Annotated in this window: 21 protein-coding genes; 11 read left to right on the forward strand and 10 right to left on the reverse strand. The window is 68.8% G+C overall.

What is annotated here, in order from left to right:
• Position 1: 1 nt before the first annotated feature.
• Positions 2 to 463, reverse strand: coding sequence for a tripartite tricarboxylate transporter TctB family protein (locus HNR40_RS38330; protein ID WP_184970373.1), 462 nt, complete (start codon positions 461 to 463; stop codon positions 2 to 4).
• 1 nt (position 464) lies between these two features.
• Positions 465 to 1,460, reverse strand: a complete 996-nt coding sequence (locus HNR40_RS38335) for a tripartite tricarboxylate transporter substrate-binding protein (protein ID WP_184970375.1) — start codon at positions 1,458 to 1,460, stop codon at positions 465 to 467.
• A gap of 144 nt (positions 1,461 to 1,604) precedes the next feature.
• Here HNR40_RS38335 and HNR40_RS38340 point away from each other — a divergent pair, with 144 nt between their 5' ends.
• A complete protein-coding gene (locus HNR40_RS38340; RefSeq protein ID WP_184970377.1) occupies positions 1,605 to 2,267 on the forward strand; it encodes a response regulator transcription factor in 663 nt (220 codons plus the stop codon).
• 6 nt (positions 2,268 to 2,273) lie between these two features.
• Complete coding sequence (locus HNR40_RS38345) at positions 2,274 to 3,689, forward strand: sensor histidine kinase (RefSeq protein ID WP_184970379.1); 1,416 nt, start codon at positions 2,274 to 2,276, stop codon at positions 3,687 to 3,689.
• Between the two features lie 11 nt (positions 3,690 to 3,700).
• On the opposite strand, the gene HNR40_RS38350 is transcribed toward HNR40_RS38345, so the two are convergent.
• Both HNR40_RS38350 and HNR40_RS38355 read right to left on the reverse strand, forming a co-directional pair.
• Positions 3,701 to 4,660 carry a TAXI family TRAP transporter solute-binding subunit gene (locus tag HNR40_RS38350; protein WP_246509952.1) on the reverse strand — a complete coding sequence of 320 codons (960 nt, stop codon included), beginning with the start codon at positions 4,658 to 4,660 and terminating at the stop codon, positions 3,701 to 3,703.
• A gap of 120 nt (positions 4,661 to 4,780) precedes the next feature.
• Positions 4,781 to 5,407: a hypothetical protein gene (locus tag HNR40_RS38355; protein ID WP_184970381.1), complete on the reverse strand. Its 627-nt coding sequence runs from the start codon at positions 5,405 to 5,407 to the stop codon at positions 4,781 to 4,783.
• Between the two features lie 287 nt (positions 5,408 to 5,694).
• Here HNR40_RS38355 and HNR40_RS38360 point away from each other — a divergent pair, with 287 nt between their 5' ends.
• From HNR40_RS38360 to HNR40_RS38380, 5 genes are all read left to right on the forward strand, one after another.
• A complete protein-coding gene (locus HNR40_RS38360; protein ID WP_184970383.1) occupies positions 5,695 to 7,044 on the forward strand; it encodes a carotenoid oxygenase family protein in 1,350 nt (449 codons plus the stop codon).
• A 468-nt stretch (positions 7,045 to 7,512) separates the two neighbouring features.
• Positions 7,513 to 7,773: a hypothetical protein gene (locus tag HNR40_RS38365; protein ID WP_184970385.1), complete on the forward strand. Its 261-nt coding sequence runs from the start codon at positions 7,513 to 7,515 to the stop codon at positions 7,771 to 7,773.
• 4 nt (positions 7,774 to 7,777) lie between these two features.
• Positions 7,778 to 8,407, forward strand: coding sequence for a hypothetical protein (locus HNR40_RS53895; protein WP_221341350.1), 630 nt, complete (start codon positions 7,778 to 7,780; stop codon positions 8,405 to 8,407).
• 9 nt (positions 8,408 to 8,416) lie between these two features.
• Entirely contained in the window at positions 8,417 to 9,631 is a 1,215-nt protein-coding gene (locus tag HNR40_RS38375; protein ID WP_221341351.1) for a radical SAM protein, read from the forward strand.
• Entirely contained in the window at positions 9,628 to 10,809 is a 1,182-nt protein-coding gene (locus HNR40_RS38380) for a cupin domain-containing protein (protein WP_184970387.1), read from the forward strand. The genes HNR40_RS38375 and HNR40_RS38380 overlap by 4 nt, the downstream gene beginning before the upstream one ends.
• A gap of 120 nt (positions 10,810 to 10,929) precedes the next feature.
• On the opposite strand, the gene HNR40_RS38385 is transcribed toward HNR40_RS38380, so the two are convergent.
• A complete protein-coding gene (locus HNR40_RS38385) occupies positions 10,930 to 15,249 on the reverse strand; it encodes a WD40 repeat domain-containing protein (protein ID WP_184970389.1) in 4,320 nt (1,439 codons plus the stop codon).
• A 632-nt stretch (positions 15,250 to 15,881) separates the two neighbouring features.
• Here HNR40_RS38385 and HNR40_RS38390 point away from each other — a divergent pair.
• Positions 15,882 to 16,262, forward strand: a complete 381-nt coding sequence (locus HNR40_RS38390) for a hypothetical protein (RefSeq protein WP_184970391.1) — start codon at positions 15,882 to 15,884, stop codon at positions 16,260 to 16,262.
• 480 nt (positions 16,263 to 16,742) lie between these two features.
• Positions 16,743 to 17,564: a recombinase family protein gene (locus tag HNR40_RS58135; RefSeq protein ID WP_312896683.1), complete on the forward strand. Its 822-nt coding sequence runs from the start codon at positions 16,743 to 16,745 to the stop codon at positions 17,562 to 17,564.
• A gap of 150 nt (positions 17,565 to 17,714) precedes the next feature.
• Here HNR40_RS58135 and HNR40_RS38405 read toward each other — a convergent pair whose 3' ends face one another.
• The 3 genes from HNR40_RS38405 to HNR40_RS38415 all read right to left on the reverse strand — a co-directional run bounded on the left by HNR40_RS38405 (position 17,715) and on the right by HNR40_RS38415 (position 19,456).
• A complete protein-coding gene (locus HNR40_RS38405; RefSeq protein WP_184970395.1) occupies positions 17,715 to 18,323 on the reverse strand; it encodes a hypothetical protein in 609 nt (202 codons plus the stop codon).
• 62 nt (positions 18,324 to 18,385) lie between these two features.
• Positions 18,386 to 18,964, reverse strand: coding sequence for a NucA/NucB deoxyribonuclease domain-containing protein (locus HNR40_RS57545; RefSeq protein ID WP_184970397.1), 579 nt, complete (start codon positions 18,962 to 18,964; stop codon positions 18,386 to 18,388).
• 18 nt (positions 18,965 to 18,982) lie between these two features.
• Positions 18,983 to 19,456, reverse strand: a complete 474-nt coding sequence (locus tag HNR40_RS38415; protein WP_184970399.1) for a hypothetical protein — start codon at positions 19,454 to 19,456, stop codon at positions 18,983 to 18,985.
• A gap of 256 nt (positions 19,457 to 19,712) precedes the next feature.
• Between HNR40_RS38415 and HNR40_RS38420 the strand changes: the two genes are divergently transcribed.
• Positions 19,713 to 20,318: a dihydrofolate reductase family protein gene (locus HNR40_RS38420; RefSeq protein ID WP_184970401.1), complete on the forward strand. Its 606-nt coding sequence runs from the start codon at positions 19,713 to 19,715 to the stop codon at positions 20,316 to 20,318.
• Between the two features lie 35 nt (positions 20,319 to 20,353).
• A complete protein-coding gene (locus HNR40_RS38425) occupies positions 20,354 to 20,746 on the forward strand; it encodes a VOC family protein (protein ID WP_184970403.1) in 393 nt (130 codons plus the stop codon).
• A 242-nt stretch (positions 20,747 to 20,988) separates the two neighbouring features.
• Here HNR40_RS38425 and HNR40_RS38430 read toward each other — a convergent pair whose 3' ends face one another.
• On the reverse strand, positions 20,989 to 21,276 hold the full coding sequence (locus HNR40_RS38430; RefSeq protein ID WP_184970405.1) for a hypothetical protein: 288 nt from the start codon (positions 21,274 to 21,276) through the stop codon (positions 20,989 to 20,991).
• 662 nt (positions 21,277 to 21,938) lie between these two features.
• Complete coding sequence (locus HNR40_RS38435) at positions 21,939 to 23,873, reverse strand: hypothetical protein (RefSeq protein WP_312896669.1); 1,935 nt, start codon at positions 23,871 to 23,873, stop codon at positions 21,939 to 21,941.
• Between the last annotated feature and the right edge of the window lie 197 nt (positions 23,874 to 24,070).

Raw genomic sequence — 24,070 nt, forward strand, 5'->3', positions numbered from 1 at the left:
GTCACATTCCCAGCCACGGGCCGATCAGCGGGATCCGCAGCCGCAGTCCGACGACGAAGATGACGGTGGCGGCCGCGGTCAGCCCGGCCGTCACCGCCACGGCCATGAGCGGGCGTACGCGGGTGCTGGCCAGCGTCGTCAGCAGGACGGTGACGGCCGAGGCCGGGACGAAGCCGAGGCCGCGGACCGTGAGCCCGAAGAAGACGAGCGCGGCGGTGATCGCGGCGACGGCCCGCCACGGGATCGGCCCGAACTCGATCAGCTCGCCCGCCACCAGGCCCTTGATGACGATCGCCAGGCCCAAGGCGGCGACGATCAACCCCACCAGCAGCGGGAAAGCGCCGGGGCCCATCCGCAGCGGGGTGCCCAGCTCGTAGCCGAGCGACCCCGCCGCGAACGCGCCGCCGATCAGGACGAAGATTCCCCCGGCGAGGACGTCGGGAAAGGATCGGCTGCGCTTCACCTCAGGAGGCCTTGACCCCTGCGTCGGCGATGACCTTGCTCCAGATGCCGAGCTGCTCCTCCAGCTTGGCGCGGTGCGCCTGCGGGGTGGCGTCCTCGGCCTTGACCGGCTCTGTGCCGAGCTTGGCCATCTGGTCGATGACCTTCTGGTCGGCCAGCGCGGTCTTCAACGCCTCCGTCAGCTTCTGCACGACGTCCTGTGGCGTGCCCTTGGGCGCGTAGAGCCCGTGCCAGACGCTCACCTTGAGGCCGGGCAGGCCCGCCTCGGCGGTGGTGGGCAGGTTGGGCAGGCTCTTGACCCGCTCGGGCGTGGTGACCGCGTAGGCCTTGACCTCGCCGGCGGTGATCTGGCCGCTGGTGTTGGTCGTCTGGTCGCACATGAAGTCGACCTGGCCGCCGACCAGGTCGGTCAGCGCGGGTCCCGTGCCCTTGTACGGGACTTCCTGCAGCTTGACCCCGGCGGCCGTCTGGAACAGCAGGCCGCACAGGTGGGAGGCGGCGCCGACGCCGGCGTTGGCCAGGGTGACCTTGGCGGCGTTCGCCTTCACGTAGGTCACCAGCTCCTGCAGCGTCTTGGGCTCGAAGTCCTTGCGCGCGACGATCGTCATGGGCACCTCGGTGACCAGGCCGATCATCTCGAAGCTCTCCAGCGGCTTGAAGCCGAGGTTGGCGTAGAGGGCTGGGGCCGTGGACATGCCGATGTGGTGCATCAGCACGGTGTAGCCGTCGGGGTTGGCGTTGGCGACCTCGTCCGCGCCGACAGTGCCGCCCGCGCCCTCGACGTTCTGGACGACGATCTTGGCGCCGAGCTTGGCGGCCATCGGCTCGGCGATCATGCGGGTGACGGTGTCGGTAGGGCCGCCCGCGCTGAACGGGACCACGATGGTGATGTTCTGCTCCGGGTAGCCGCCGCTCGCGCTCCCGCCTGCGCCACAGGCTGCGGTGAGGGACAGGACGCCGATCGCGGCGATCATCCGTAATGTGCTGGTCGTAGGCATATCGCGGCCTCCTCGGCAGGGCAGGCGCAGGTGTCGTAGCGCGCGGCCTAAGTCTGGGATGGCGGGAACGCGGATGGTGTCAAAAGAATCCCAAGAAATTTGGGGGTAACACAAACATCGGGCATACCCCTACAATCCGCCTTCATGCGGATCACCATCATCGAGGATGACGACCGCGTGGCTCGGGCGCTGATGACCGTGCTGACTCAGTCGGGGTTCGACGTCAGCCGCATCGCCACCGCGGCGGAAGCCGTACAGGCTGAGCCGGCCGATGTGGTCCTCGTCGACCTGGGGCTGCCCGATGGCGACGGGCTCGACGTGATCCGCAAGCTGCGCGACCGTCCGGAGACCGCGGTCATCGCGGTGACGGCGCGCTCCGAGGAGCACGAGCGGGTACGCGGGCTCCGCGCCGGCGCGGACGACTACATCGTCAAGCCGTTCGGGGTCCCCGAGTTGCTGGCCAGGATCGACGCCGTCCTGAGGCGCACCAGGGTCGCCCGGTCGCTGAGTCACCCGGACGAGCCGCTGGTACTGGGCCCGCTGCGGATCGTCCTGGGCACCAGGGAGGTGAGCGTCGACGGCGTGCCCATGGCGCTGACCCGTAAGGAGTTCGAGTTACTCCTGCTGCTGGCCCGCCGGGCGCCGAACGTGGTCAGCCGCGAGGCCATCCTCGACCAGGTCTGGGGCGCGGCCTGGGAGGCCTCCAGCCGTACCCTGGACACCCACATCGCCGCGGTCCGCCACAAACTCGGTCCGGCGGTTCCCATCCGGACGGTCCACGGGGTCGGCTACCGGGTCCAGGCCTGACCCGCCGTGCACCGCCGCCTGCTGGTCGTCCTGGTACCCCTCGCGGTACTGCTCGTCGTGGCGCTCGGGGCGCCGCTCAGCGTCACGGTGGCCGAGCGGGAGATGCAGGAGACCTACGTCGACCGGCTCAACGACGCGGGCCGCTTCGCCTCGCTGGCCGATGCCGCCCTGTCGACGGGCCGGACGCAGGCGCTGCAGCAGGAGCTCGCCACCTACCACGAGCTTTACGGCATCCGGGCCGCCGTCATCGACACCTCGGGCGCGGTGCTGCTGGGGACGTCGGGCGCCTATCTGGAGGCGGCGCGGGCCCAGCCGGCCCTGCCCAGGATCGTGACGGCGGCACTGGCAGGCACACGCTCGGAGCCGTCGGGGGAGTGGGCGCCGTGGGACGACGCCGCCCTGGTCGTCGCCGAGCCGGTGGGCCGCGACAGCGAGGTCGTCGGCGCGGTCGTCACCATTTCGGACCTGTCGAAAACCAGGCACCGCATCCTCGTCCGCTGGGCCCAGCTGGCCGGACTCGGATTGCTGCCGCTCATGGGCCTGGTGGCCGTCGCCTGGCCGGTGTCGGCGTGGGTGCTCCGCCCCGTGCGCGAGCTGGACGCGGCCAGCTCGCGCATCTCCCAGGGCGATCTCACGATCCGGGCGGACGCCGAGGCGGGCCCGATGGAGCTGCGGCGCCTCGCGGGCTCGTTCAACACGATGATGGACGCGGTCGAGAACGCGGTCAGGCGGCAGCGGGCGTTCGTCTCCGACGCCTCCCACCAGCTGCGCAACCCCCTGACCAGCCTGCGCCTGGCGGTGGAGAGCGTCGAGCCGTATCTCCGGGCGGAGGGGCGGCCGGTCTACGAGATGGCCGTCGACGAGGCCAAGGCGATGCAGGACCTGCTCAACTCACTGCAGGCCAGCGCCCGCATGGAGAGCATCCGTACGGCTTCGCCCGTCAACCTCGACGAGGTCCTGGCCACCCGGGTGGAGCGCTGGCGGGCACTGACGGGTACGGCGGGGCAACGGCTGTCGGTCGACGTGCCGCCGGGCCTGCGGGTCCTGGAGCCCTCCGGCGGGCTGGGCAGCATCCTGGACGAGCTGGTCAGCAACGCGCTGCGGTTGTCGGACGCGGGCCTCGTGGAGGTCTCCGCCCGCGCCCGCGACGAGGTGATCACGATCGCCGTCCGCGACGACGGCCAGGGCATGGACGAGCCCGAACGGGGCCAGGCGTTGCAGCGCTTCTGGCGCTCACCCCGGCACCAGAACATCCCGGGAACCGGTCTGGGCCTGGCGATCAGCGCCGACCTGGTCGGCGCGGCCGGGGGCGGGCTGCGCATCGAGGACGGGCTGCCGCGCCCCGACGGCTCCACCCACGGCCGGGGATACGGCTTCGCGACGGTGATCACACTGCCGGCCGTACGGGACGAGGCCGAATAGATGGCGGCCGGTCAGTGCTTGCGGTCGCGGAACCACGCGGCCGCGCCCGGGTGCAGTGGCACCGGGCCGGTGGAGATCCCGGTACGCACGTTGATGTGCCACGCCTCCGGCACCGCCTCGGGACCGGAGCTCCCGCCCCCGGTGATCGCCCGGGTGTGCGTGAAGATCGCGTCGGCGATGGCATACACCAGATCGGCGGCCACGTCGTCGCGCACGAGCAACATGTTCGGCACGGCGACGGCGGGCGTCGCCGGGACCCCCGCGTAGGCGGTCGCCGGGATCGTCCCCGGGCTGTATGGGCCGGGATAGGCGGTGAAGAGCGCGTCCACCTGCGAGTCGAGCGGGATCAGCCGCACCCGGTGCCGCAGCGCCAGTTCCGTGATCGCCGGAGTCGGGACCCCGGTCAGCGAGAACATCGCGTCGATCGCCCCGTCCCGCAAAGCCGGCGCCGACTCCGCCTGGCTCAGGAGCCGGACCTCCGCCGCGACCCGGCTCAGGTCCAGCACCCGCCGCGAGGTGAACTCCGTGCCCGAGTCACGCGCACCCAGGGAGACCCGCCTGCCCACGAGGTCGCGCAGCGCCCTGATCGGCGATCCGGCCATGACCACGAGATGCAGATGGCTGTCGTAGAGCCGGCAGACCGCGGACAGCCCCGGGGGCGCGCCGCCGTCGGTGGTGATGAGCGCGTCGAGGCTGGACAACCCGAGGTGGACCTCCCCGGCGCGCAACATCCGGATGTTGTCGGTGGACGCACCGCTCGGCACCGTGCTCATGGTCACGCCCGGCACCTGCTGCGAGACGTGCTCGGCCAGCGCGCCGCCGATCCGCCGGTACACCGCCCCAGCCGGGCCCGTCGCCAGGCGCAGCCGTACCTCGTCGGCCTCCGGTCCCGCGGCGCACCCGGCCAGCAGCCCGCCGGCGGCCACGAGCACCGCCCGCCGGCCGAGCCGGGGCACCATGTTCGACACCATGGCGAGATGATAGGGACGGCCATGACGACAGGCGACGTCTTGCCGGAGACGAAGTGCCCTGACATCGGCGCGTGCGGCTTGGCGGATACGTGACCAAGCGGGCAGATCGATCATGACTAGCTACCTTCGACGCTCATGGCGCAGTGGCGGATGAGTTCGGCTCTCAGAGGATCCACGGAGAGGTGGTGGTCGAGCATGAGGGGTCAGGCCAGTCCGCCGGTGCGCTCCCCGCTCGACGAACCGCGCGACGCGTTCGGTCGCGGGCCCCGGGCGGCGGATGCCGTTCAGCCAAGGATGTGCGTCGAAGATCGCGTCGCGGACGGTGGGTGAACGGCCCGGCTCCGCCTCGCCTGCCCGCCGGAGGAAGTGCGCGACCAGCCGGTGTGAACCGGCCAGGACCACGGTGCCGCCTCCTGCCGGCTCGACGGGGGCGAGGTAGCCCAGCCACTTCAGCAGCAGGGCGCTCCTGGCGGGGAAGTCGATGTGCCGGCCGCTGAGCGGCACGTCCCATACGCCCGGCGTCGGGAACGTGACGAGCGGGTCACCCCGGCTGAACGGCTGAGGCCAGTCCGCGCGCCCCGGCAGCGCGTCGATCGCGGCCACGACAGATGGGGAGGCGAGCCTGTCGAAGGCACCGGCCTTCCGCAGCGCGCCCAAGCCGCGAGGTTCCGCGATGGTCCACGTGTCGGGCCGTTCGCGGGAGACGCGGTGCTTGCGTGCGAGCTCGGACCACAGGGCCTGCGCCATGTCATCGGCGCGGGCAGGCTCCCATGCCGACCTCGACGGTCGGTCATGGGCGGACCTTGGGGGACGCCCGGCTATGGCTCAAGGCTAGCCTCCGTGAGAGGACCTTGTCCCGGATTGGTCTCGCCCCGTCTGAGGGCTTCCCGGCGGCCCGTGCGGGTTTCTCATGGGGCTCTCACCTGGGCTCTTTTCGGGCGGCTGAGGCGGGCGGGAAGAACAAGACTGTTATCCGCGGATTCCTTCGTGCACGGTTGTGGGCGTCTCCACCACATGCCGATAGGAGTTTCAGCATGTCCGAAACGGTGCCGCTGCATCTCGCGGGCAACAATGCCCCGGTCGCCGACGAGGTGACCCTGAAGCCTCTCAAGGTCGTCGGCGAAATCCCGGCCGAGCTGAGCGGGCAGTTCTTCCGCAACGGGCCCAACCCGCGTACCGGCTGGTCGCCGCACTCCTTCGCGGGCGACGGAATGATTCACACCATCGCGCTCGACGGCGGCAGGGCCCGCTGGTATCGCAACCGGTACGTGCGCACGCCGATGTACGAGCACCCCGGACAGTCCCGATTCGCTCTCGCCTTCGACCAGGAGACGAGCCGGATCGACTACCGGGTCACCACGGCCAACACCCATCTGATCGCACACGCGGGCCGGTTGTTCGCGCTGGAAGAGGGTGGCTTCCCGTACGAGGTGACGCCGGACCTCGCCACGATCGGGGCGTACACCTTCGACGGAGCCCTCCGGACCCCGATGACCGCACACCCGAAGACCTGCCCGATCACGGGTGAGCTGCTGTTCTTCGGCTATCAGTTACGCCCGCCGTACCTGACCTGCTACCGCGTCTCGCCCGCCGGCGAGGTAGTGCAGACGCGGGTCGTGGACGTGCCGCGCGCGACGATGATGCACGACTTCGCCATCACCCGCGACCACGTGATCTTCATGGACCTGCCGGTCGTCTTCGACTCCGCCCAGGCTGCGGCGGGCGGGCCGCCGTGGCGCTGGGATGACGCGCACCGCGCCCGGTTCGGCGTGCTGGCGCGTACGGCCGGCGACAACGCGCCCGTACGCTGGTTCGACGTTGCTCCGTGCTACGTGTGGCACACCATGAACGCCTTCGAGGACCCGCGAGGCGACACGATCACCGTCACCGGCACCCGCGTCCCCTCGCTGTGGCGCGGCGGCGCCGACGACCTGGAGGGCGGACTCCCGCTCGTGTACCGCTGGACGCTGGACCTGAGGTCGGGCGCGGTCGCCGAGGAAGCGCTCGACGACGCGCCCAGCGAATACCCACGGGTGGCCGACTCGAAGCTCGGGCTCCCTCACCGCTACGGCTACACGACGAGCTTCTCCCTGGACGCCGAGCCCGAGCGGTCGCGGATCTACGCCTACGACCTCACCAGCGGAGGCGAACGGGCGGTGCACCGCCTCCCTCCAGGCCACACGTGTGGCGAGGCCGTCTTCGTACCCCGATCCGGGACCGGTGAGAACGAGGGCTTCCTGATGACGTTCGCGCACGACCGTGGCGCCGGCACGAGCTACCTGGCCATCCTGGACGCTGCCGACCTGGCCGCACCTCCGCTCGCCGAGGTACACGTCCCGGTGCGCATCCCCACGGGCTTCCACGGCAACTGGATCCCGACCTGAGGCCGATCATCGCCTCTCGGCGCGGACGAAGCGCCACAACCGGTCGGCCCGCCGCCCGGGTGATCGGATTGGCCGCGGCCGGCTCGCGCAGTCCCGCCGCGCCTTCGGCTCCGGGCGGTCGTCCCGGGAGGCTGGGTCAGGTCCGACGATCAGTCAGCTCGCTCACGCAGCGGCGGCAGCCGTACGTCTGAGAAGAACTCGTCGAAGACGTTGTTGACGCCGTCGGCGTCTTCGGGGCGCAGGACCATGACGGCGTCGCCTCGCGCCGCCCGCGCCCAGACGCTGATGCTGGATGGGCGTGCTGAAGGGCGCCTCCCTCCCCGACCAGCAGGAACGTCCGCATTGGGTGATCCCGCGCCCCGGCGACGCTATTCATCGAACAAAGAGGGTAACGTCTCGGTTTTCCCATGGTTGTGGCCGGAGCCGCAGTGGAATAGACGCCCGGGAAACACTGTGGGGGAGGCGGCCGTGGCGCGACATGAATTTCGTGTGGTGCTCGATTTCGAGCTCGACGAAAGCGTGGTCAGCAGGATCAACCAAGCCGTGCAGAAAGCGGTGGCCGTCGAGCTCGCGAACGTCGACCTGAGCGACAGGGCATGGATCAACAATCCCATCCTGGCCGCACGGGGAGGAAGCGGCGGCGGGGGGACGCAGGGAATCTGGACGGTCGAGATCTCCGGCGAGCAGATCGCGGCCACCGGGCTCAGGAAGCCGGACTTCGGGAGCTGACGCGGTGAGCGTCCACGGGGAGAAGGCGGCGGAGATCCTCTGCCCGAGCGCCCGGTGCGAGAAGGACGCGATCCTGTTGGGAGTCCTCGATGCCTCCGGTCGGCTGGGATACATACGGCCAGCTCTCAAGGTCGATGACGACTTTGTGGCCGGCGCTGCCGAAGGTCGGACTCCTGAGGAGCGTTTCCGGTTCGCCCAGCCCTGCGTCGAGAGCGGCTGCAGGAACTGGACCGGCGAGCGGTGCGCGGTGATCGACGACGCCCTGGCATTCGGGGCCGCCGCAGAATCCCTGCCGGTTTGTTCGATCCGGAGAGCATGTCGCTGGTTCGCGCAGGCCGGTCCGAGTGCCTGTGCGGTGTGCCCCCTGATCGTAAGAAACGTGAAAACTGATATGAAAGGAGATTCCGTCATGCCAGAAGCGAATGACGAGAAGGTATCGAAAGGCCGGACGACGCTGTCCACCGAGGGTCGTAAGATCCTCGGGGAAAGCATCCTGAACGGAATCATCGCGCCGGGCGAGGTAATCGCGGGTTCCCTCGACTACAACCAGCACGGTGGTAATTACACGCAGCGGGGCGGCGGCAATTACAGCCAGAGCGGCGGCGGGAATTACGACCAGGCCCGGCTGGTGTAGGCCCGCGCAGTGACGGAGAGGGTGGTCCGGCCGGCGTGGAGCCCCGCGGAGCCGGGCTCGATCGAGGCGCTCCAGGTCGTCTACAAGGTGGCCGAACGCTGCAACATCAACTGCACGTACTGCTACTACTTCAACATGGGCGAGGAGACGGCGTTCGACAGGCCGTCACTCGCCTCCGGCGATGTCACGGAGGCGCTCGCCCGCTGGATCGCCCAGGGCTGTGAAGAGCTCCGCATCCCGTGCGCGAAGATCGCTTTCCACGGCGGCGAACCGACCCTCATCGGGGTCAGGAGGTTCGGTGAGGCGTGCCGGCGCCTCCGGGAGATCATCGAGCCGGTCGCGAGCGTCCTGCTGAGCATCCAGACGAACGGCACGCTGCTCGATGACCAGTGGATCGCGGCCTTCGCCGAGCACGGCGTCGCCGTGGGCGTCAGCATCGACGGGCCGCAGGCGGTCAACGACCGCTTCCGCCTCGACCGCCACGGTCGTTCGAGCTTCGGCCGGACGGAGGACGCGATCCGGCGGCTCGTCGCGGCCCATGGGCCGGGGACTCCGCTGCCGTCGACCGTCAGCGTCATGCACGGTGACAACGACTATCGCGAGGTCTACCGCTATCTGCGGGCGCTGGGCGTGCGGGACATGACCTTCCTGCTTCCCGACAGGAACGCCGACGACGTCGAGTTCATCTCCTCGGGCGCGGCGAAGCAGTATGGCTCGTGCCTCTCGGATCTCTTCCACGCATGGTTCAGCGAAGACAACACGGATGTGCACATCCGCTTCGTCGACCAGATGCTCGACCACTTCCGGCCGGACGTGGCCCCCGGCCAGGCATTCCGGCGGCCGCGCAAGGAGAACCAGGTCGTCATCGCGCGCAGCGACGGGACCGTCGCGATCGATGACACGTTCATCCCCGCACTGGGCTGGTACTCCGGGACGCCAGTGTGCTCCACCGGCGACACCAGCCTGCGCGAGTTCCTCGCCGAACCGGTCTTCCTGGAGGTCGAGGAGACCTTCAACACCCTGCCCGGAGGGTGCGCCGGGTGCCGGTGGCGGCAGGTCTGCCGCGGTGGCGACCTGGAGAACCGCTTCTCGAAGCGGAACGGGTTCGACAACCCGTCGGTGTACTGCGACGCCTACAAGGTGATGTACCAGTACGTCTGCGATGAACTGGTGCGCAACGGCTATCCCGGTGAACTGATCACGGCAAAGTTTGGGAACGCATGACCGTCGAATTCACGCTGGCCCAGTTGCTCCAGCCACTCACGGTGGAGACCTTCCTGCAGAAGGTGTGGGGCGTCACGCACTACCACGTCGAACGCGGCCGCGAAGACTACTTCGACAGCCTGTTCGGCCCGGCCGCCGTCGAGGACGTCCTGGAGATCGTCCGGCCGGAGCCGTCCGCGGTGGTGGTCGTGCGGGAGGACGACCACAGGAGCCCCGACTCCTACCGGTTCGCCGACGGCACCGTCGACCTCGTCCGGATCCGCAACGCCTTCGCGGACGGCGACACCATCGTCCTCAACGGTGTCGAGCGTTACGTGCCCGCCATCGCCACGCTGGCCCACGGCCTCGAGGTCGAGCTGAACTTCGAGACACAGGTCAACGCCTACATCACGCCACCCGGGTCGCGGGGCTTCCTGCCTCATTACGACGACCACGACGTGCTGGTCCTCCAGGTCCGGGGATCCAAGACCTGGCATGTCCACGGCGACGCGGGCGTACCGCCGCACAAGATGCGACGCCGGGAGAAGGTCGTCGCGTCCGGCCTCCCGGCGCCGGCCGTCCTGCGGCTCAACGCGGGGGATGTGCTGTACCTCCCGCGCGGCCGCGTCCATGCCGCCACGGCCAACGCCGAGCCGTCCATCCACCTCACCGTCGGGATCCACGCACCGACCGTGCTGAAGCTCATCACCGAGGCCCTCGAGTCGCTGAGCTATCGGGACGACCGGGTCCTCGCCCAGCTGCCGCCGCGGCACGTCGACGACGTGGGCGTCCGCGCGAGCCTCGACGGCCTCCTGCGCGACATGGCCAGGGCGATCGAGGACCCGGCCGTCATGGCCGAAGGTTTCGGGGCTCTGGGAGACGCTCTGGTACGGCGTGGCCGATGCCGGCCCGTCGGGCAGTTGGTCACCAATGCCGTCGAGGCGCCCCGGATCGACGGGCGGACCCGCGTGGTCAAGTATCAGCCGCTCTACTCGCGCGTGCTGATGATGGCGGACGGCGTCGCACTGCAGTTCGCGCAGTCGCTGGTGAACGCCGACGCGGACCATCGGGCCGCGATGCTGTTCCTGTCGGGCAACACCGAGCCGTTCGAGGTACGCGACCTGCCGGAGTTGTCCGAGGCGCAACAGATCGAGCTGGCCCGCACGCTCGTCGTGGACGGGTTCCTCGTGCGGCTGTGACCGACAGGTGTCGCGGACGCGGGCGGGCCGGTTGTGTCACCTGGGAACGTTCCTCACCCGGGGTCTTCATGACCGCAGGCACCCGCATCCTCAAGGTGCCGCTTCGGGCAGAGCTTTGCCTCAACCGGGTGGCGGGCAGGTGCGCAGGTGGGGTGCGTCGGGGAGTCGGCGTCGCCATTCCGCGGCGGTGAATCCTCGGCCTGCGATGGCGCACGCGGCGTTCAGGAGATCCGAGGGAAGGGCGACCTCCCATACACGCACCGTTTTGTCCTCGGCAGCGGTGATCAGCCGGGTGCCGTCGGGGGAGAAGGTCGCTGCCGTCACGGTGCCGGTATGGCCGGTGAGCGGTGTCCCGATCGGGGTGCCGGTGCGGGCGTCCCAGACGCGTACTGCCCCGTTGCCGCCGCTGCTCGCCAGCCGCGTGCCGTCGGGGGAGAAGGCCACTGCCGCCACGGTGCCGGTATGGCCGGTCAGCGGCGTGCCGATCAAGGTGCCGGTGCGAGTGTCCCAGATCCGCAGTGAGTTGTCCTCGCTGCCAGTGGCCAGCCGGGCGCCGTCGGGGGAGTACGCGATCGATCCGACCCAACTGGTGTGGCCGGTCAAGGGTTCGCCGATGGCCGCGCCGGTATGGGCGTTCCAGAGGCGGACGGTTGTGTCTTCGCTGCTGGTGGCCAGCCGCGTGCCGTCCGGCGAGAAGACCGTCACTCCTACCGGGCCGGTGTGGCCGGTCAAGGGTTGGCCGATGGGGGTGCCGGTGCGGGTGTCCCAGAGGCGCACGGTTGAGTCCTCGCTGGCGCTGGCCAGCCGCGTGCCGTCCGGCGAGAACGCCACCGACCACACCCAGCCGGTGTGGCCGGTCAGGGGTTTGCCGATGGGCGCGCCGGTACTGGCGTCCCAGATGCGCACGGTTGTGTCCTCGCTGCCGGTGGCCAGCCGCGTGCCGTCGGGGGAATAGGTCACCGACCACACATGGCCCGTGTGGCCGGTCAAGGGTTTGCCGATGGGGGTGCCGGTTCGGGCATCCCAGATCCTCCCGGCGCGCTTGCCGCCGGTGGCCAGCCGGGTTCTGTCCGGCGAGAACGCCTGTGCCACGATCCGGCCGGTGCGCCTTGCCAGGGAAGTGCTTGTGGAGGTGCCGGTTCGGGTGTCCCAGACGCGGACTGTACGGTCGCCGCTGCCGCTGGCCAGGTGGATGCCGTCCGGGGAGAACGCCACCGACCACACCTTGCCCGTGTGGTCGGTGAGAGGTTTGCCGATCGGGGCGCCGGTGCGCGCATCCCAGAGCCGCACGGTGTGGTCGCCACTACCGCTGGCCAGCCGGGTACCATCGCGGGAATACGCTATGGAGCCAACCCAGTCGGTGTGGCCGATCAGAGGTTTGCCGACCTGGGCGCCGGTGCGGGTGTCCCAGAGGCGCACCGTTGTGTCGTTTCCGGCGGTGGCCAGTCGGGTGCCGTCCGGGGAGTAGGCGATTCCCCACACTCTGCCCGTGTGAGCGGTGATAAGCCTTCCGACCGGGACGCCCGTGCGGGTGTTCCAGATGCGGACGACATTGTCCTCTCCGGCGGTGGCCAGTTGGGTGCCGTCCGGAGAGTAGGCCACCGCGGTCAGAGGCTTGGTGTGGTCGGTCATGGCGCTGCCGACTTGGGTGCCGGTGCGGGTGTCCCAGAGGCGCACGGTCGTGTCGTTTCCGGCGGTGGCCAGTCGGGTGCCGTCCGGGGAGTAGGCGATTCCCCACACTCTGCCCGTGTGAGCGGTGATGGGCCTTCCGACCGGGACGCCGGTGCGGGAGTCGCGGATACGGACCGTCCCGTCACGGCCGGCGGTGGCCAGTCGGCTCCCGCCGGGAGAGTAGGCCATCGCGTCCACCGACTCGGCGTGCTGTGTTCCGATCAGGGCGCCGGTGCGGGCGTCCCAGACACGCAGGGCCCCGCCTTGGTCGGCGGTTGTCAGCTGGGTGCCATCGGGAGAGTAGGCAACCGACCTCACGGTGTCGCCGTGGCCGGTGAGGACGGCACGCTGAGGCCGGCTCAACAGGGCGGTCAGACCAGCCGCGGCCTCGTCGGTCGGCGAGATCGCCCAAGCGGCGACGGCCAGCCGTGCCGAGGTGACGGGGTCACCAAGGACGGCTTGGCTGTGGGCGGCCGCCTGCCGGGACAGGATCTGCGCACTGCGCCTCGACTCGAAAGCGCGCTGCCGGTCGGCCTCACGACCGAAACGAACGGCGGCCAGCGCGGTCATGATCGAAATCACCAGCAGCCCGGCCAGCAGCGCTATCACCGTCCGGCTGAGGCGGCGGCCGCGGGCGGCCGCGCGGTCACTGAACAGGAGGAAGGTGCCGACGGCCATGGGCATGCTCATGGCCGGATACCGGCCGGGATCGGCCCGCCAGCGGGTGGTTGCATTCCGTGCGTCCTCCAGGCGGGATCCCCGGTACAGGAATGCCGGGTCCCGGCCGCACTCCTCCCATGCCGTGGCGTCGCGCACGAGCTGGCCGTGAAGAATGCGCTCGGCCTGGTCGTCGGCGAGCCAGGACCGCAGACGTGGCCAGGCACTCAGCAGCAGGTCGTGGGCAAGCTCGACCATGCCCCCTGAGGGGGCCGCCATGGCGATCATGAGACGGGCACCGGTGAACGCCTCCACCACCTGAAGGACGCGGCCACCATCCGCGGATCGACTCGTCAGCTCCTTCAGCGGGACGCCCCTGCGGTTGGTCTGACCGTCAGCCCCGGTGATCGTCAGGGCGGTGAGGACGCACCGGGCGATCTGCCGTAGTGGGGGATCGAGGCGGGCATAGGTGTCCTCTGCGGTGTCGGTGAGCGCGGAGGTGATACCGCCGGCACGGTCGTAGGAGGCGTGAGTCAGCCGGGTGCCTTCGCGGTTGACCCAAATACGCACCATGGCCATCGACAGCAGAGGCAGCGCGCCCGCCTGCCCCGGCGATCCCGCGCCGCGTACATGGGCAACCAGGTCGTCGACGATCTGGCTGGCCAGGCCGTCCTGTACGCGCAGACCGGCGGCCGCAGCCGGTCCGGTGATGACCCGGCGTAGATCCTGTTCGCTCATCGGGGCCAGCACGAACGCCTGTTCCTCCAGCGCGCGGGCCAGGACGGGGTAGGCGGAGCAGCGGTCCAGAAAATCGCCACGTATGGCGGACACCACGACGGGACCGGCTGGTGTGGCCAGTGCCTCCAGCGCGGCCACGAACTTCTCGACATCGGCCGGCTGATCGCCCTGACCGGCGAGGGTGAACAGCTCCTCGAACTGGTCGACGGCCACGACGAGCCGCGCAGTGCCGTCACCCGGCTGGGCCCGGCGGTGGATCTGCTCGGCGGTCAGAACCTGCCGCGCCCGCCGTAGCGCGGCTTCCGCCGGATCGGCGCGCAGCTCAGCCAGCACCTGGTCAGGGTCTGTGCTGCAACGCACCGCCAGTTGGGTCGCCAGCTCCCGTAGCGGCTGGATGCCGGGAGTGAAGGTGATCTGGGGCCAGTTCGCCGTGCCGTACGCGGTGCCGGGCGCGCCCATCGCGGGCAGCAATCCAGCGTGCAGCAGTGAGGATTTGCCCGACCCCGACACCCCGGTGACGATGATGGGCCCGTTCGCGCTGTGGGTGGCGACCATTCTCAGCAGTCGCGCGGTGTCCTGGCCGCGGCCGTGGAAGACCGCGGCGTGGGCCGATCCATACGGGGCGAGCCCCTGGTAGGGGCAGCGTCCCTCCCAGAGGGCCGAGCTCGCTGAGCCGGAGCCTAGCGGGCGAAGGGGGTGGGTCAGCTCGGACAGTTGCTCGTGAACCTCCTCTAACAGGGCCATCTGCCGCTGAGCCTGGGCTCGGTCGAAGCGGTATTCCGCGTCCTTCCACGCGAGGTTCTGCTGGATCTTGACGATCGCGGCGTCGAGGTCTTTCAGCAGTGGACCGAACCCGCTCAGCTCGGCGAACCCCGCCGTGAGGTGGCGAAGAAGTTGCGCCTGGCCGCCGGCGACAGCCTCGCTGACCACGAGAGAACCGGCGCCGATCCTTTCCAGGACCACCGCCAGTGTCCTGGACAGTTCCTCGGCCTGCTGATCTCGAACCGCCAGCGCCGCTTCCAGCCGGGCGGCGATCTCCTCGCGCACCTGCTCGGGATCATCCGCTTGTTCCTTTTCCGGGTACGCGCGTGTGCGGGCACGGGCGGCGGCCAAGGACGCGCCGACGATGTCAGCCAGCACGTTCGCCCCAACCGACCCCACCACGTTCAGACCTGCAGCCAGCGCCATCAGTCCCGGCTCGGCCAACGCCACCGGAACCAGCGCGCTGGCGCACAGCCCAACGAGCATTCCGCGGGGCCCGGCCCACGCCACGCCCCGCGCCGACAGCCTGGCCGTGTGATGCAACCAGTCGCGCGCACCGTCGCGGGCGGCGGCGATCTGTTCTTCCGCCCCCAGAGCGGATGGTTCGCTCATCCGCCCCTCCAGGCGCTCACGATGGCAGAACTCACCCTAGTTACGGGCGGGCATGGGGTCGCGGCAATCGGGGAAACCAGAATCAATCAGCGCAGCCCTCTCTTTCCCGTCTGCCGTACGGTCGTGCCTGTGGGGCTCAAGAACACGATTCGTCCCCAGCACCGGGGTTCATCGCCTGGTCGGGCGGGGCGTTCCGGGGATCAGCGTTCGTGCTGTTGCCCACAGCCCCACCGCGGCATCGGTCAGCTGAGCCCATCCCAAGCTGAAACCTGACCGCCATCGCCAGTTGACCTGGCCAGCCATCGGGTCCACCGCAGAGCCATCCTTGGTGGCCTCATCAACAAGAACCAGATCGCCAACTGAAGCCACCAAGAACCAGCAGGCCAGACACCAAACCCTATTTTGAGCCCCATACGGTCAGGCACGGAATCCGAACGCCAAAAGCTATATGCACCCAACTGAGGGTAAGCCGCTCAGTGGGTTCCTTAAAGGTATGATGGATCTTAGCAAAGTGCTTGGCGCTCTCGGTGGTCTTACTTACTTCTTTGACGTAATGCGGCGGTGTTGCCCGCCGGATAGTCCGACCTAGATGATCAGTTCAAGCAGAATCCAACACAACTTTGGAGGTCTCAGTGGAACGTCCAGACCTTGATAAGCTCATCACCTTCGAAGAGCTGGTATCGCGAACACGCGAGATCATATTGACCTCGATTCCCGTCGTGCAAGAAGCCGTCCTGGCGATGGAAGAATCAATGCTCGCCGACGAGAAGACTCCAACTGAAGCTGACTACATCTACGAGGTTGCCGTCAAATCCTTCGAGAGCTTCGTCGAGAACGGAGACGATGAAACGATCGCGGCGTTCCTCCGAATGAGTGAGCGGCTTCTTGAGTTGGAAAGTGGACTTGTCACTGAAGATGTGGACGTCTATATCGCGGGCAATCTGCGCAGGAATCACCCGTACCTCATCAGACAAGCCGGTCCACGCTTGCAGGCGCTTGCCGCAGATCGCTGACACCACCTGCCCGCCGCCGAGAACGCTGTCTAACGAGCACGACCTCCTGGCATGCAGCTCAGTTGTAGCGACGTCAGCGTGAAGACGATGACGACGCTGACCGACCGTGCCAACCTCGCCTCCTGGACGGGGGCCTGGCAGGGACTGTAGTGGCCGCCCAGGACATGTACACCGGACTGCTGCCCGTCCGCGAACGCGCGTCCGCTCCCGAACACCCCAGCACGCTAACCGCCCGCGCCAACCTCGCCTACTGGAGTGATGAGGCTGAGGCTCGGAGGCTTCATTAAGCGATCGCCATATGACGATGATCATGGAGTGGTGCCGACCTGGGGCGGAGATCTTCAAACCCGCTTCAACAACCGCGTGTCTTCAACAATCCTTGAGACCGTTTGTTGAGAGAACTCGGGGGCGACGAGCACTCCCCTGGACCTGCCCGACGACCTCCTGGCAGCCTTCCCCGCCCCCCGGTCCGAGATCCGCATCGGCTACGCCCGCGTCTTCACCCGCGGCCAAAGCCTCGACCGCCAGATCGACGCCCTGCAGCCGGTCGGCTGTCGGCGTGTGTTCGCCGACAAGAAATCCGGCAAGAACGCACTCAGGCCCGAGCTGCAGGCCTGCCACGCCTTCCTCACCCCCGGCGACACCCTCATCGTCCCCGAACTCGCCCGCTACGGCCGCTCCCTGCACGACCTGACCTCCGCAAACGCGAGATCGGCTTCACCAGCCTGCATGAAAACCTCGACGCCACCACCCCAGGCGGAAGGGCTCGTCTTCCACGTCTTCGCCGCCCTGGCCGAGTTCATCCGCGAACTCATCATCGCCGGCACCCACGAAGGCCTGCCCGCCGCACGAGCGCGCGGCCGCGTTGGCGGCCGCCCCACCGTGGTCGACGCCGAACTCCTCAAAGCCGCTCGCGACCTGCTGCCGGACCAGGGCCCATCGGTCACCTCGATCGCCAAGCTGCTCGGAGTAAGCGTGGGCCCCCTGTACAACCACATCCCCGACCTCCAAGAAAACTCCGCGCGGCACCGCAAGGATCTGCCACCTGAAGCATCTGGCAACCCCCGCTCACCCATCACGCATGCGACGATCATCGGCCAGGTTGCCCAGGGCGACATCCCGGCTGTAGTCGTCACCAAACGACTCGAAGATGGTGGCGGCCTGCTCGTGCGCGGTGATCGCTTCGTCGAAGCGCCGCTCCTGCTGCAGCGCGTTGCCGAGGTTGTTCAACGCCCTGCCGGTCACCGACCTCCCGGAACGCTGGCACCATCCCCGTCACGGCCGCGAGACACGGCCAGCTGAACGTGACCACCCCGCCCGATACCTCAGACACCGCGACGCGGATCGACGAACTGGAGGTCTACGCGTGACAACCTGACAACCTGACAACCTGACGACCTGATGGCGTGGGTACGGCGTGCGCGCGCCGTACCCACGCCGTCCGGTGTTTCGTCAGGCTTCCCAGGAGCCGTCGGGGACGCGGTAGAAGGCGCGCATCGCCGTCCACCATTCCCGGTCGGTGAAGCAGCCGGTGATGCGGCCCACCATGCCCGCCATGAGGTGCAGGTCCCGCTTCAGGTCTCGGGTGTGCCCGAGTTCCAGTCCGGCTGTGAGCGGCAGGTACTCGGGCAGATCCATCTCGCCGCCTTCGTCGTAGGGCGGGGTGACGTCGCCGAGGTGTTCTCCGTCGTTGTAGAGGTTGAGGGGGTCGAGCTCGCCGAGTTCCTCGCGGGAGAAGATCTCGAAGATCCGCCGCTTTCCGAGGTTCAGGATGGCGGGGTGGTACGGGTGCAGGCCGAAGGCGAACACATGGGTCCAGCCGGGGGAGTGTGGGCCGATCCACGCGGCGGTTCGTTCCGGGATGGCGCCGTACACGGCTAAGGCGGCTTCGAGGTCGCAGTCCTGGCGGGAGTCCGGGTTCACCCGGAGCAGGCGGGACACCTCTTCGGGGTCGTCGCTCTCGACCCAGAGGCCGTGGAGGCCGTTGTGGAGTCCGTGCCCGTATTCGACCAGCAGATCCCATTGGTTCTCCGCGGGCAGCGCCTGCTCGGGGTGCGTCATTGTCGCGTCCTCACATCTGGTGGCAGCCGGAGCCGCCCGGGGCGGCCCCGGCTTTTCGCCGCTTACTCTACGATCTGCACCCAGAAGGGGCTGTCGCTTACCTTTGTAATGGTGTTGACCGGGCCGTAGGTGAGCAGGCGGTACTGGCTGTAGAACGCCTGGAGCGCCTCTCCGTGCCTGGCGTTGTAGCTGGTGAAGACGGCCTGGACCGAGTAGTTAATCTTGTCCTTGGCCGTTCCTTCCTGGGTGGAGGCGAAAGGGTACTCGTCACACCTGAGCGCGCCGTTGCCGTGGATTGCGTAGAGGTCGGAGTTGTAGTACTTGCAGTAGTTCGAGCCGTAACTTTCCTTCATGTAGAACTCCTCCGGGAATCCTCTGTGCATCCAGAATCGGTGCCCCGAGAAGATCGCCCGGTTCTTGGCGTAGCCGTCGTCGGTGCCTCTCCACAGCGCGGCGCCCTCGGTGGTGTTCGGCGCCGCCCGGTAGTTTCCGGGGATGTCCTTCGGCCGCTCCGTACCCGTCGTGTTCTTGTGCGGCGGGTATTCGATGAAGCGGTTGCTCGTCGTGTCGCCGGGCCGGAACTGCAGGTTGGTGTGGAGGTTCGTCTCCCTGCTCAGGGCCTTCTCGATGTGGTTGATCACCCCGATGAAGTTTCTGTCCTAGCTCTTGGACATCGTGAAGACCCGATCGGCTGTGACGTAGATGCAGCCGCCGGTGTTCTTCTCCTCGTTCTTGCCGAATCCGAGTTTCTTCCGGTCGCAGCGATAATGGGGCGCGTACATGCTGCCGCTGGGAATGCCCTGTCCCCACCGCACCACGCCGAGCCGTCTACCATCGTCGCCGAGGAGTTCCTGGTCCCAGAGGGGGAGCCGGCCCTTGTTCTCCTTGTACTGGGTGATGGCGGGCTTGATGACGCAGACCTCCCTGTCGTGGGCCGCCGGCTTGGGCGTGTTGATGAGGTAGAGGAGATAGGGCGTCGAGCGCCAGCCCGCGATCGTCTTGAGCTGGGTGGGATTTTCCTGCGCGACGACGTCGACCGCGGCCAGGGCTCGGCGGGCAGTTGCCCGGCCTTGGCGCGCATCTGATCGACGACTCCCACCGAGCGCCGCCCTTCCGTACGGGTTTCGTGACATGGCGCATGCCGCTGCTCCAGGACGGTGACGATGACCAGTCGGGCCGGTTCGGGGGGCAAAGCCGTCCTCGGGGACGTCTTGGACGCCCCTGTCCCGTCCGCGTGAACCTCGCAGGAAGTGATCACGCTGACCTGCGGACTGCGAGACAGGTCGGGACGACTACAGCGGCCGGTCGCGGTCGGTCGCGACCGATGACTTCTCCGCCCGCCCGGGGTCTCTCTTGGTAGCACGGCATGATCGACGAGGCGGAGGCGAAATGGGCAAGGTTGTTGCGCAGGCATCGGTGTCCCTGGACGGGTTCATCGCGGGGCCGGGCAGTTCGGGATTCGACCGCCTGTTCGCGTGGTGCACCGCTGGGGAGGTGGCGACGCCGTCGGCGCAACCCGACCGGCTCACGTACCGCACCTCGGCCGAGACGGCGGGTTATCTGCGCGACACGATGGCGCGTACCGGGGCCTTGGTGGTCGGCCGGGGCCAGTTCGATCTGACCGGTGGATGGAGCGGGGCGCATCCGATCGGGGACGTGCCCGTGTTCGTGGTGACCCACCAGCCACCAGCGGGCTGGGTGAACACCGTCACCCCGTTCACCTTCGTCACCGACGGCGTCGAGTCGGCGATCCGGCAGGCGGTCGTGGCCGCCGGCGCGCGCGATGTCGGCGTCGGCCCCGGGAGCCTGGTCGGCCAGGCCCTGGACCTGGGGTTGCTGGACGAGTTGCGGCTGGACCTGGTGCCGGTCGTGCTCGGCGGCGGTGTACGCATGCTGGACGGCGTCGGCTCGGCGCCGGTCGACTTCGGCGACCCAGAGGTGATTGCCGGCACCGGGGTGACACACCTGATCTACCGTTCCGTCCCTACCATCTGATCTGATTTCTACCTGGAGTGTGCGTGATGACACAGATGAAGTTCGAACTCGTACCGGTGCCGGTCGCCGACGTGGACCGCGCCAAGGCCTTCTACACCGACAAGCTCGGGTTCGCGGTCGACGTGGACATCGAACCCGTGCCGGGAACGCGGATCGTGCAACTGACCCCACCGGGGTCGGCGTGCTCGATCTTGTTGAGCACCGCACTCCCGGGCATCGCGGAGATGACGCCGGGCTCATTGCGCAGCCTGCATCTGGTGGTCGCCGACGCGCGCGCCACCCGCGCCGAGCTCGCCGCGAAGGGAGTCGACGTGGGTGAGGTCGACGAGCACGAGGGCGCCATGCTGTTCGTGCCGTTCGCGGACCCCGACGGCAACACCTGGGTGCTCCAGGAGATGCCGTGGCGCTCCGCTGACTTCACATCCTGACCGTCGCGGGAGCTGGAGTTGGGCGCCACCAAGCCCGACCACCAGCCCGGCGGTGGTCAATGGACGGTCCTGCTGAACCCCGCCGGTCGGCCGCTCTGCCAGTGAGTGCGGCGTGGGCGCGCTCGTCGACCCGGTCCGCGTCGACGTCTTCCTGTTCCTCCGGGGCCGCCTGCAGTTCCTCAGGACTCGGGGCTGTGGCGCGCTCGGTGCCGGGCGTGAGGCTGATCTGTGATCGCGGGGGGTCACCGCTCTTGCTGTTCGCGGGTGCGCTGGTTCACGAGGTCGACCAGCCGGGCGCGCTCGGCGGCGATCACGGCCGATGGATCACTCGGCTGCAAGTCGGCAGGCACCACAGCGGTATTCGGGACCCGGGCGAGGTGAGCGAGTACGGCGATGACACCATCGCCGACGGTACTGTCGTGAGCCTGGCCTTCTGCGGCCATACCCAGAGCTGGATGGCCGCCGCCGAGCTGGCCGCGCACCCCGGAAATGGCCCCGGAATTCGCCACCGAAAAGTCGCCGACCCGCATGCCGGCAACTGTGATCGCTACGCCTTCCGGGAGACCGGCCAGAGCGGTGGGCGGTCAGCGGTTGGTCAAGCGCGGCCGCGGCGCCGACTCGGCGGTCGTGCGGGCGGCCTCGGCGAGCGCGGCAGCCGCCACCAGGCATTCTCCGCAGGCGACTGATACCCGGGGGCGAAGGGCAGCGGGTCGCCGGCCTCGGCATAGGCCCACGTCTGGCGCCGGTATACCAGCAGGGCGACTCGCCGCCCGCACACCGTTGCGTGCCGGCCGTTGGTGTCGCCCTGCTTGGGCAGCACCAGGTAGTGGGTGCGCTCGTCGGGCACCAGCTCCGGATCGACCCCCGACCCAGCCCAAGGGCAGAAGCGCGCTCACCCGCTCGACGCTACGCCTCTCGCTGGCCGCCCAAGGAGTCCCGGCTTCTGCTCCTGCCCGTCGCCGGCGCGTGAACGGTCGCACTCACCGTCCATCACGCCGCCAACGAACGCGCTTCGCACCGAGGTGCTGACGACGTGGTGGCTCGCACCGGGCGGTCGCCGTTCAGGGCTGTCTCTGGCGGCCGTCAATGTGGACGGTTGGCGCCAGGCAGTAGCTGCTGTCTGGCCGGGGGGAGGAAGGTGCGACGGCGTATCCAAGGGTGCGCCGCCGCCCCTTCCTCGCTCGGGTGCGTGTCAGCCGTGCTGGTCCGGGATCGTCACGGGCGGGCAGCGCGGGTCGAGTCGCACCTTGGCCAGGTCCCTGCCGACGATCGTCCAGGCGTTGAACGAGCCAGGCTCGAACTGCAGTTGCGGATTGGTGTGCCACTCGTCGCCCAGCCCGGTTGCCAGCAGTTTGGGCTTCGGCCCGAGCTCGTAGGCGTTTCCGCCGCCGAAGTAGGTGGAGGTGAACACCCGGCCTCTGTGGACGTACAGCTCTCCGTGGCCCGACAGCAGGCCCTGGTGCTTGATGGTCCCGGTGGCGGGGTCAAGCGCGATCCAGGCGCCGAGCACACGTTTGTAGACCGCGTACAGCAGCCCGTCGTGCACCTTGAGGTCCTGGAAGGTGCGGTGGTTCGGCAGGGGATCGATCTGCCACAGCACCGTGCGCCGCTGCAGGTCGAAGGCGGCGATCGAGGCCGTCGCCCTGGTCGGCGGGGTGCCGCCTCCGCCGAGCACGTCGCCGCCGAGGTAGACGACGCCGCGCGCGGCGTCGACGCTCAGGCTCATCAGGCTCTGGTCGGGGATGACGTTCGGGTAGACGTCCAGTTTCCCGGTATCGGGGTCGAGCACTGTCAGGGCGCCGTGTAGCTTCGCGCCGGTCGGCGCGGATGCCACCAGGATGGTGTCGGTGACGGGGTCGTGCTCGATGTCCCACGGGCGTGACTGGTCATGACCGATGTAGCCGTGGCTGCGTACCTTGTCGGTGTGCACGTCGATGGAGATGATCTCACCGCTCGGATACAGTGCGGCGTAGATCTCGTTGCCCCGCCGTACCATGGCCTTCGGCTCGCCCACGACGCGGATTCTGCGCTGCTTTCCGGTCCGCAGGTCACGCACCTCCACGGCGAAGTGGCCGCCGATGTACAGCGCCCGGTTTGGCATCAGCAGCATGCTCTGGGTCCGCTCGGGACCCGCCGGCAAGCCCGCGTCGATGAGGTCGACGAACTCGGAAGTCCCGCTCGGCAGGTCCAGCCACCACATGCCGCCGCTGCCGGCGAAGCCGATGAGCTGCTGCCCGTTCAGCTGCAGCGCCCGGGTCTCCTCGCCGGGGGAGGGCGGGTCGGCGACCTTGATCACCGTGTTCTGCCCGGTGCGGTAGCTGTAGACGGCGCCGTCGGGGCGTGAGGTGAGGTAGACCGTGCCGTCAGGGGCGACCTCGAAGGCGTCGATGACGCCCACTCCGGCTTCGAACTGCCGGCGGTCGGTGCCGTCCTTGCGCACGTCGATCAGCGTGCTCCCGCTCGCCGCCAGTACCCGCTCGCCGTACAGCGTCACCGTGCCGACGGCCGCGGGTCCCTGGGCGAGTTCCCTGACCGCGCCGCTGACCCGGTCAACGGCCAGCAGTTTGGCCTTTTCCAGCAGGCCGGCGTAGGCCGTGGTGTCGTCGACGGCGACGGCCCTGACATAGTGCTCGCCCTGGGCCAGCACGCCGTACCTGCGGACCGCGCCGGTCGAGGGGATGTACTCCCAGAGTCGGCCGTCGGAGGAGGTGCCGAGGTACAGGGCGCCGTCCGGCGCGGCTGCCATACTCCAGACGAAGCCGCCGTTCGCGCCGAAGGAGCGCAGGTGCGTCACCTGGCCCGTGGCCAGGTCGTAGCTGTACAGGTCGGGCACGGGATAGGTGCCGATGTACAGCTTGCCGTCGGCGACGGCGGTGGCCCAACCACCTTCCGGCTCGCCTGCCGCGGGGCCGTCCGGCAGGGTGGCCGTGCGCGTTACTTTGCGGGTGGCCAGGTCGATCTCGGCCACGACCGGAGGCTTCGGCCCGCGGGAGACCACGTAGGCGTGACCGTCGTGGACGGCGGCACCGACGATCGCGCCGGTGACGGAGGCCGGGCCGTAGGTGGTGACCGCCTGGGCGCCGCAGTCCGGCGCGGAGCTCGCGTGGGCGGAGGTTGGGACTACCACAACGGTCAGGACCATAAGTAAGGACACACAGAGTCGCGGCACAGCAGACCTCCAGCTTGTCCATTCGTGCTCAATTATGGTCAGGACCGTAATCTTTTGCGCGCAACACGTCAATACGGCTGACGACCGCGTACCGCTCGAAGACGGTGCCGCCACCGTCGCGATAGAAGGATGACGAGGGAGCCGATCAGCCGCGT

Source organism: Nonomuraea endophytica (assembly GCF_014203235.1).
Classification (GTDB): domain Bacteria; phylum Actinomycetota; class Actinomycetes; order Streptosporangiales; family Streptosporangiaceae; genus Nonomuraea; species Nonomuraea endophytica.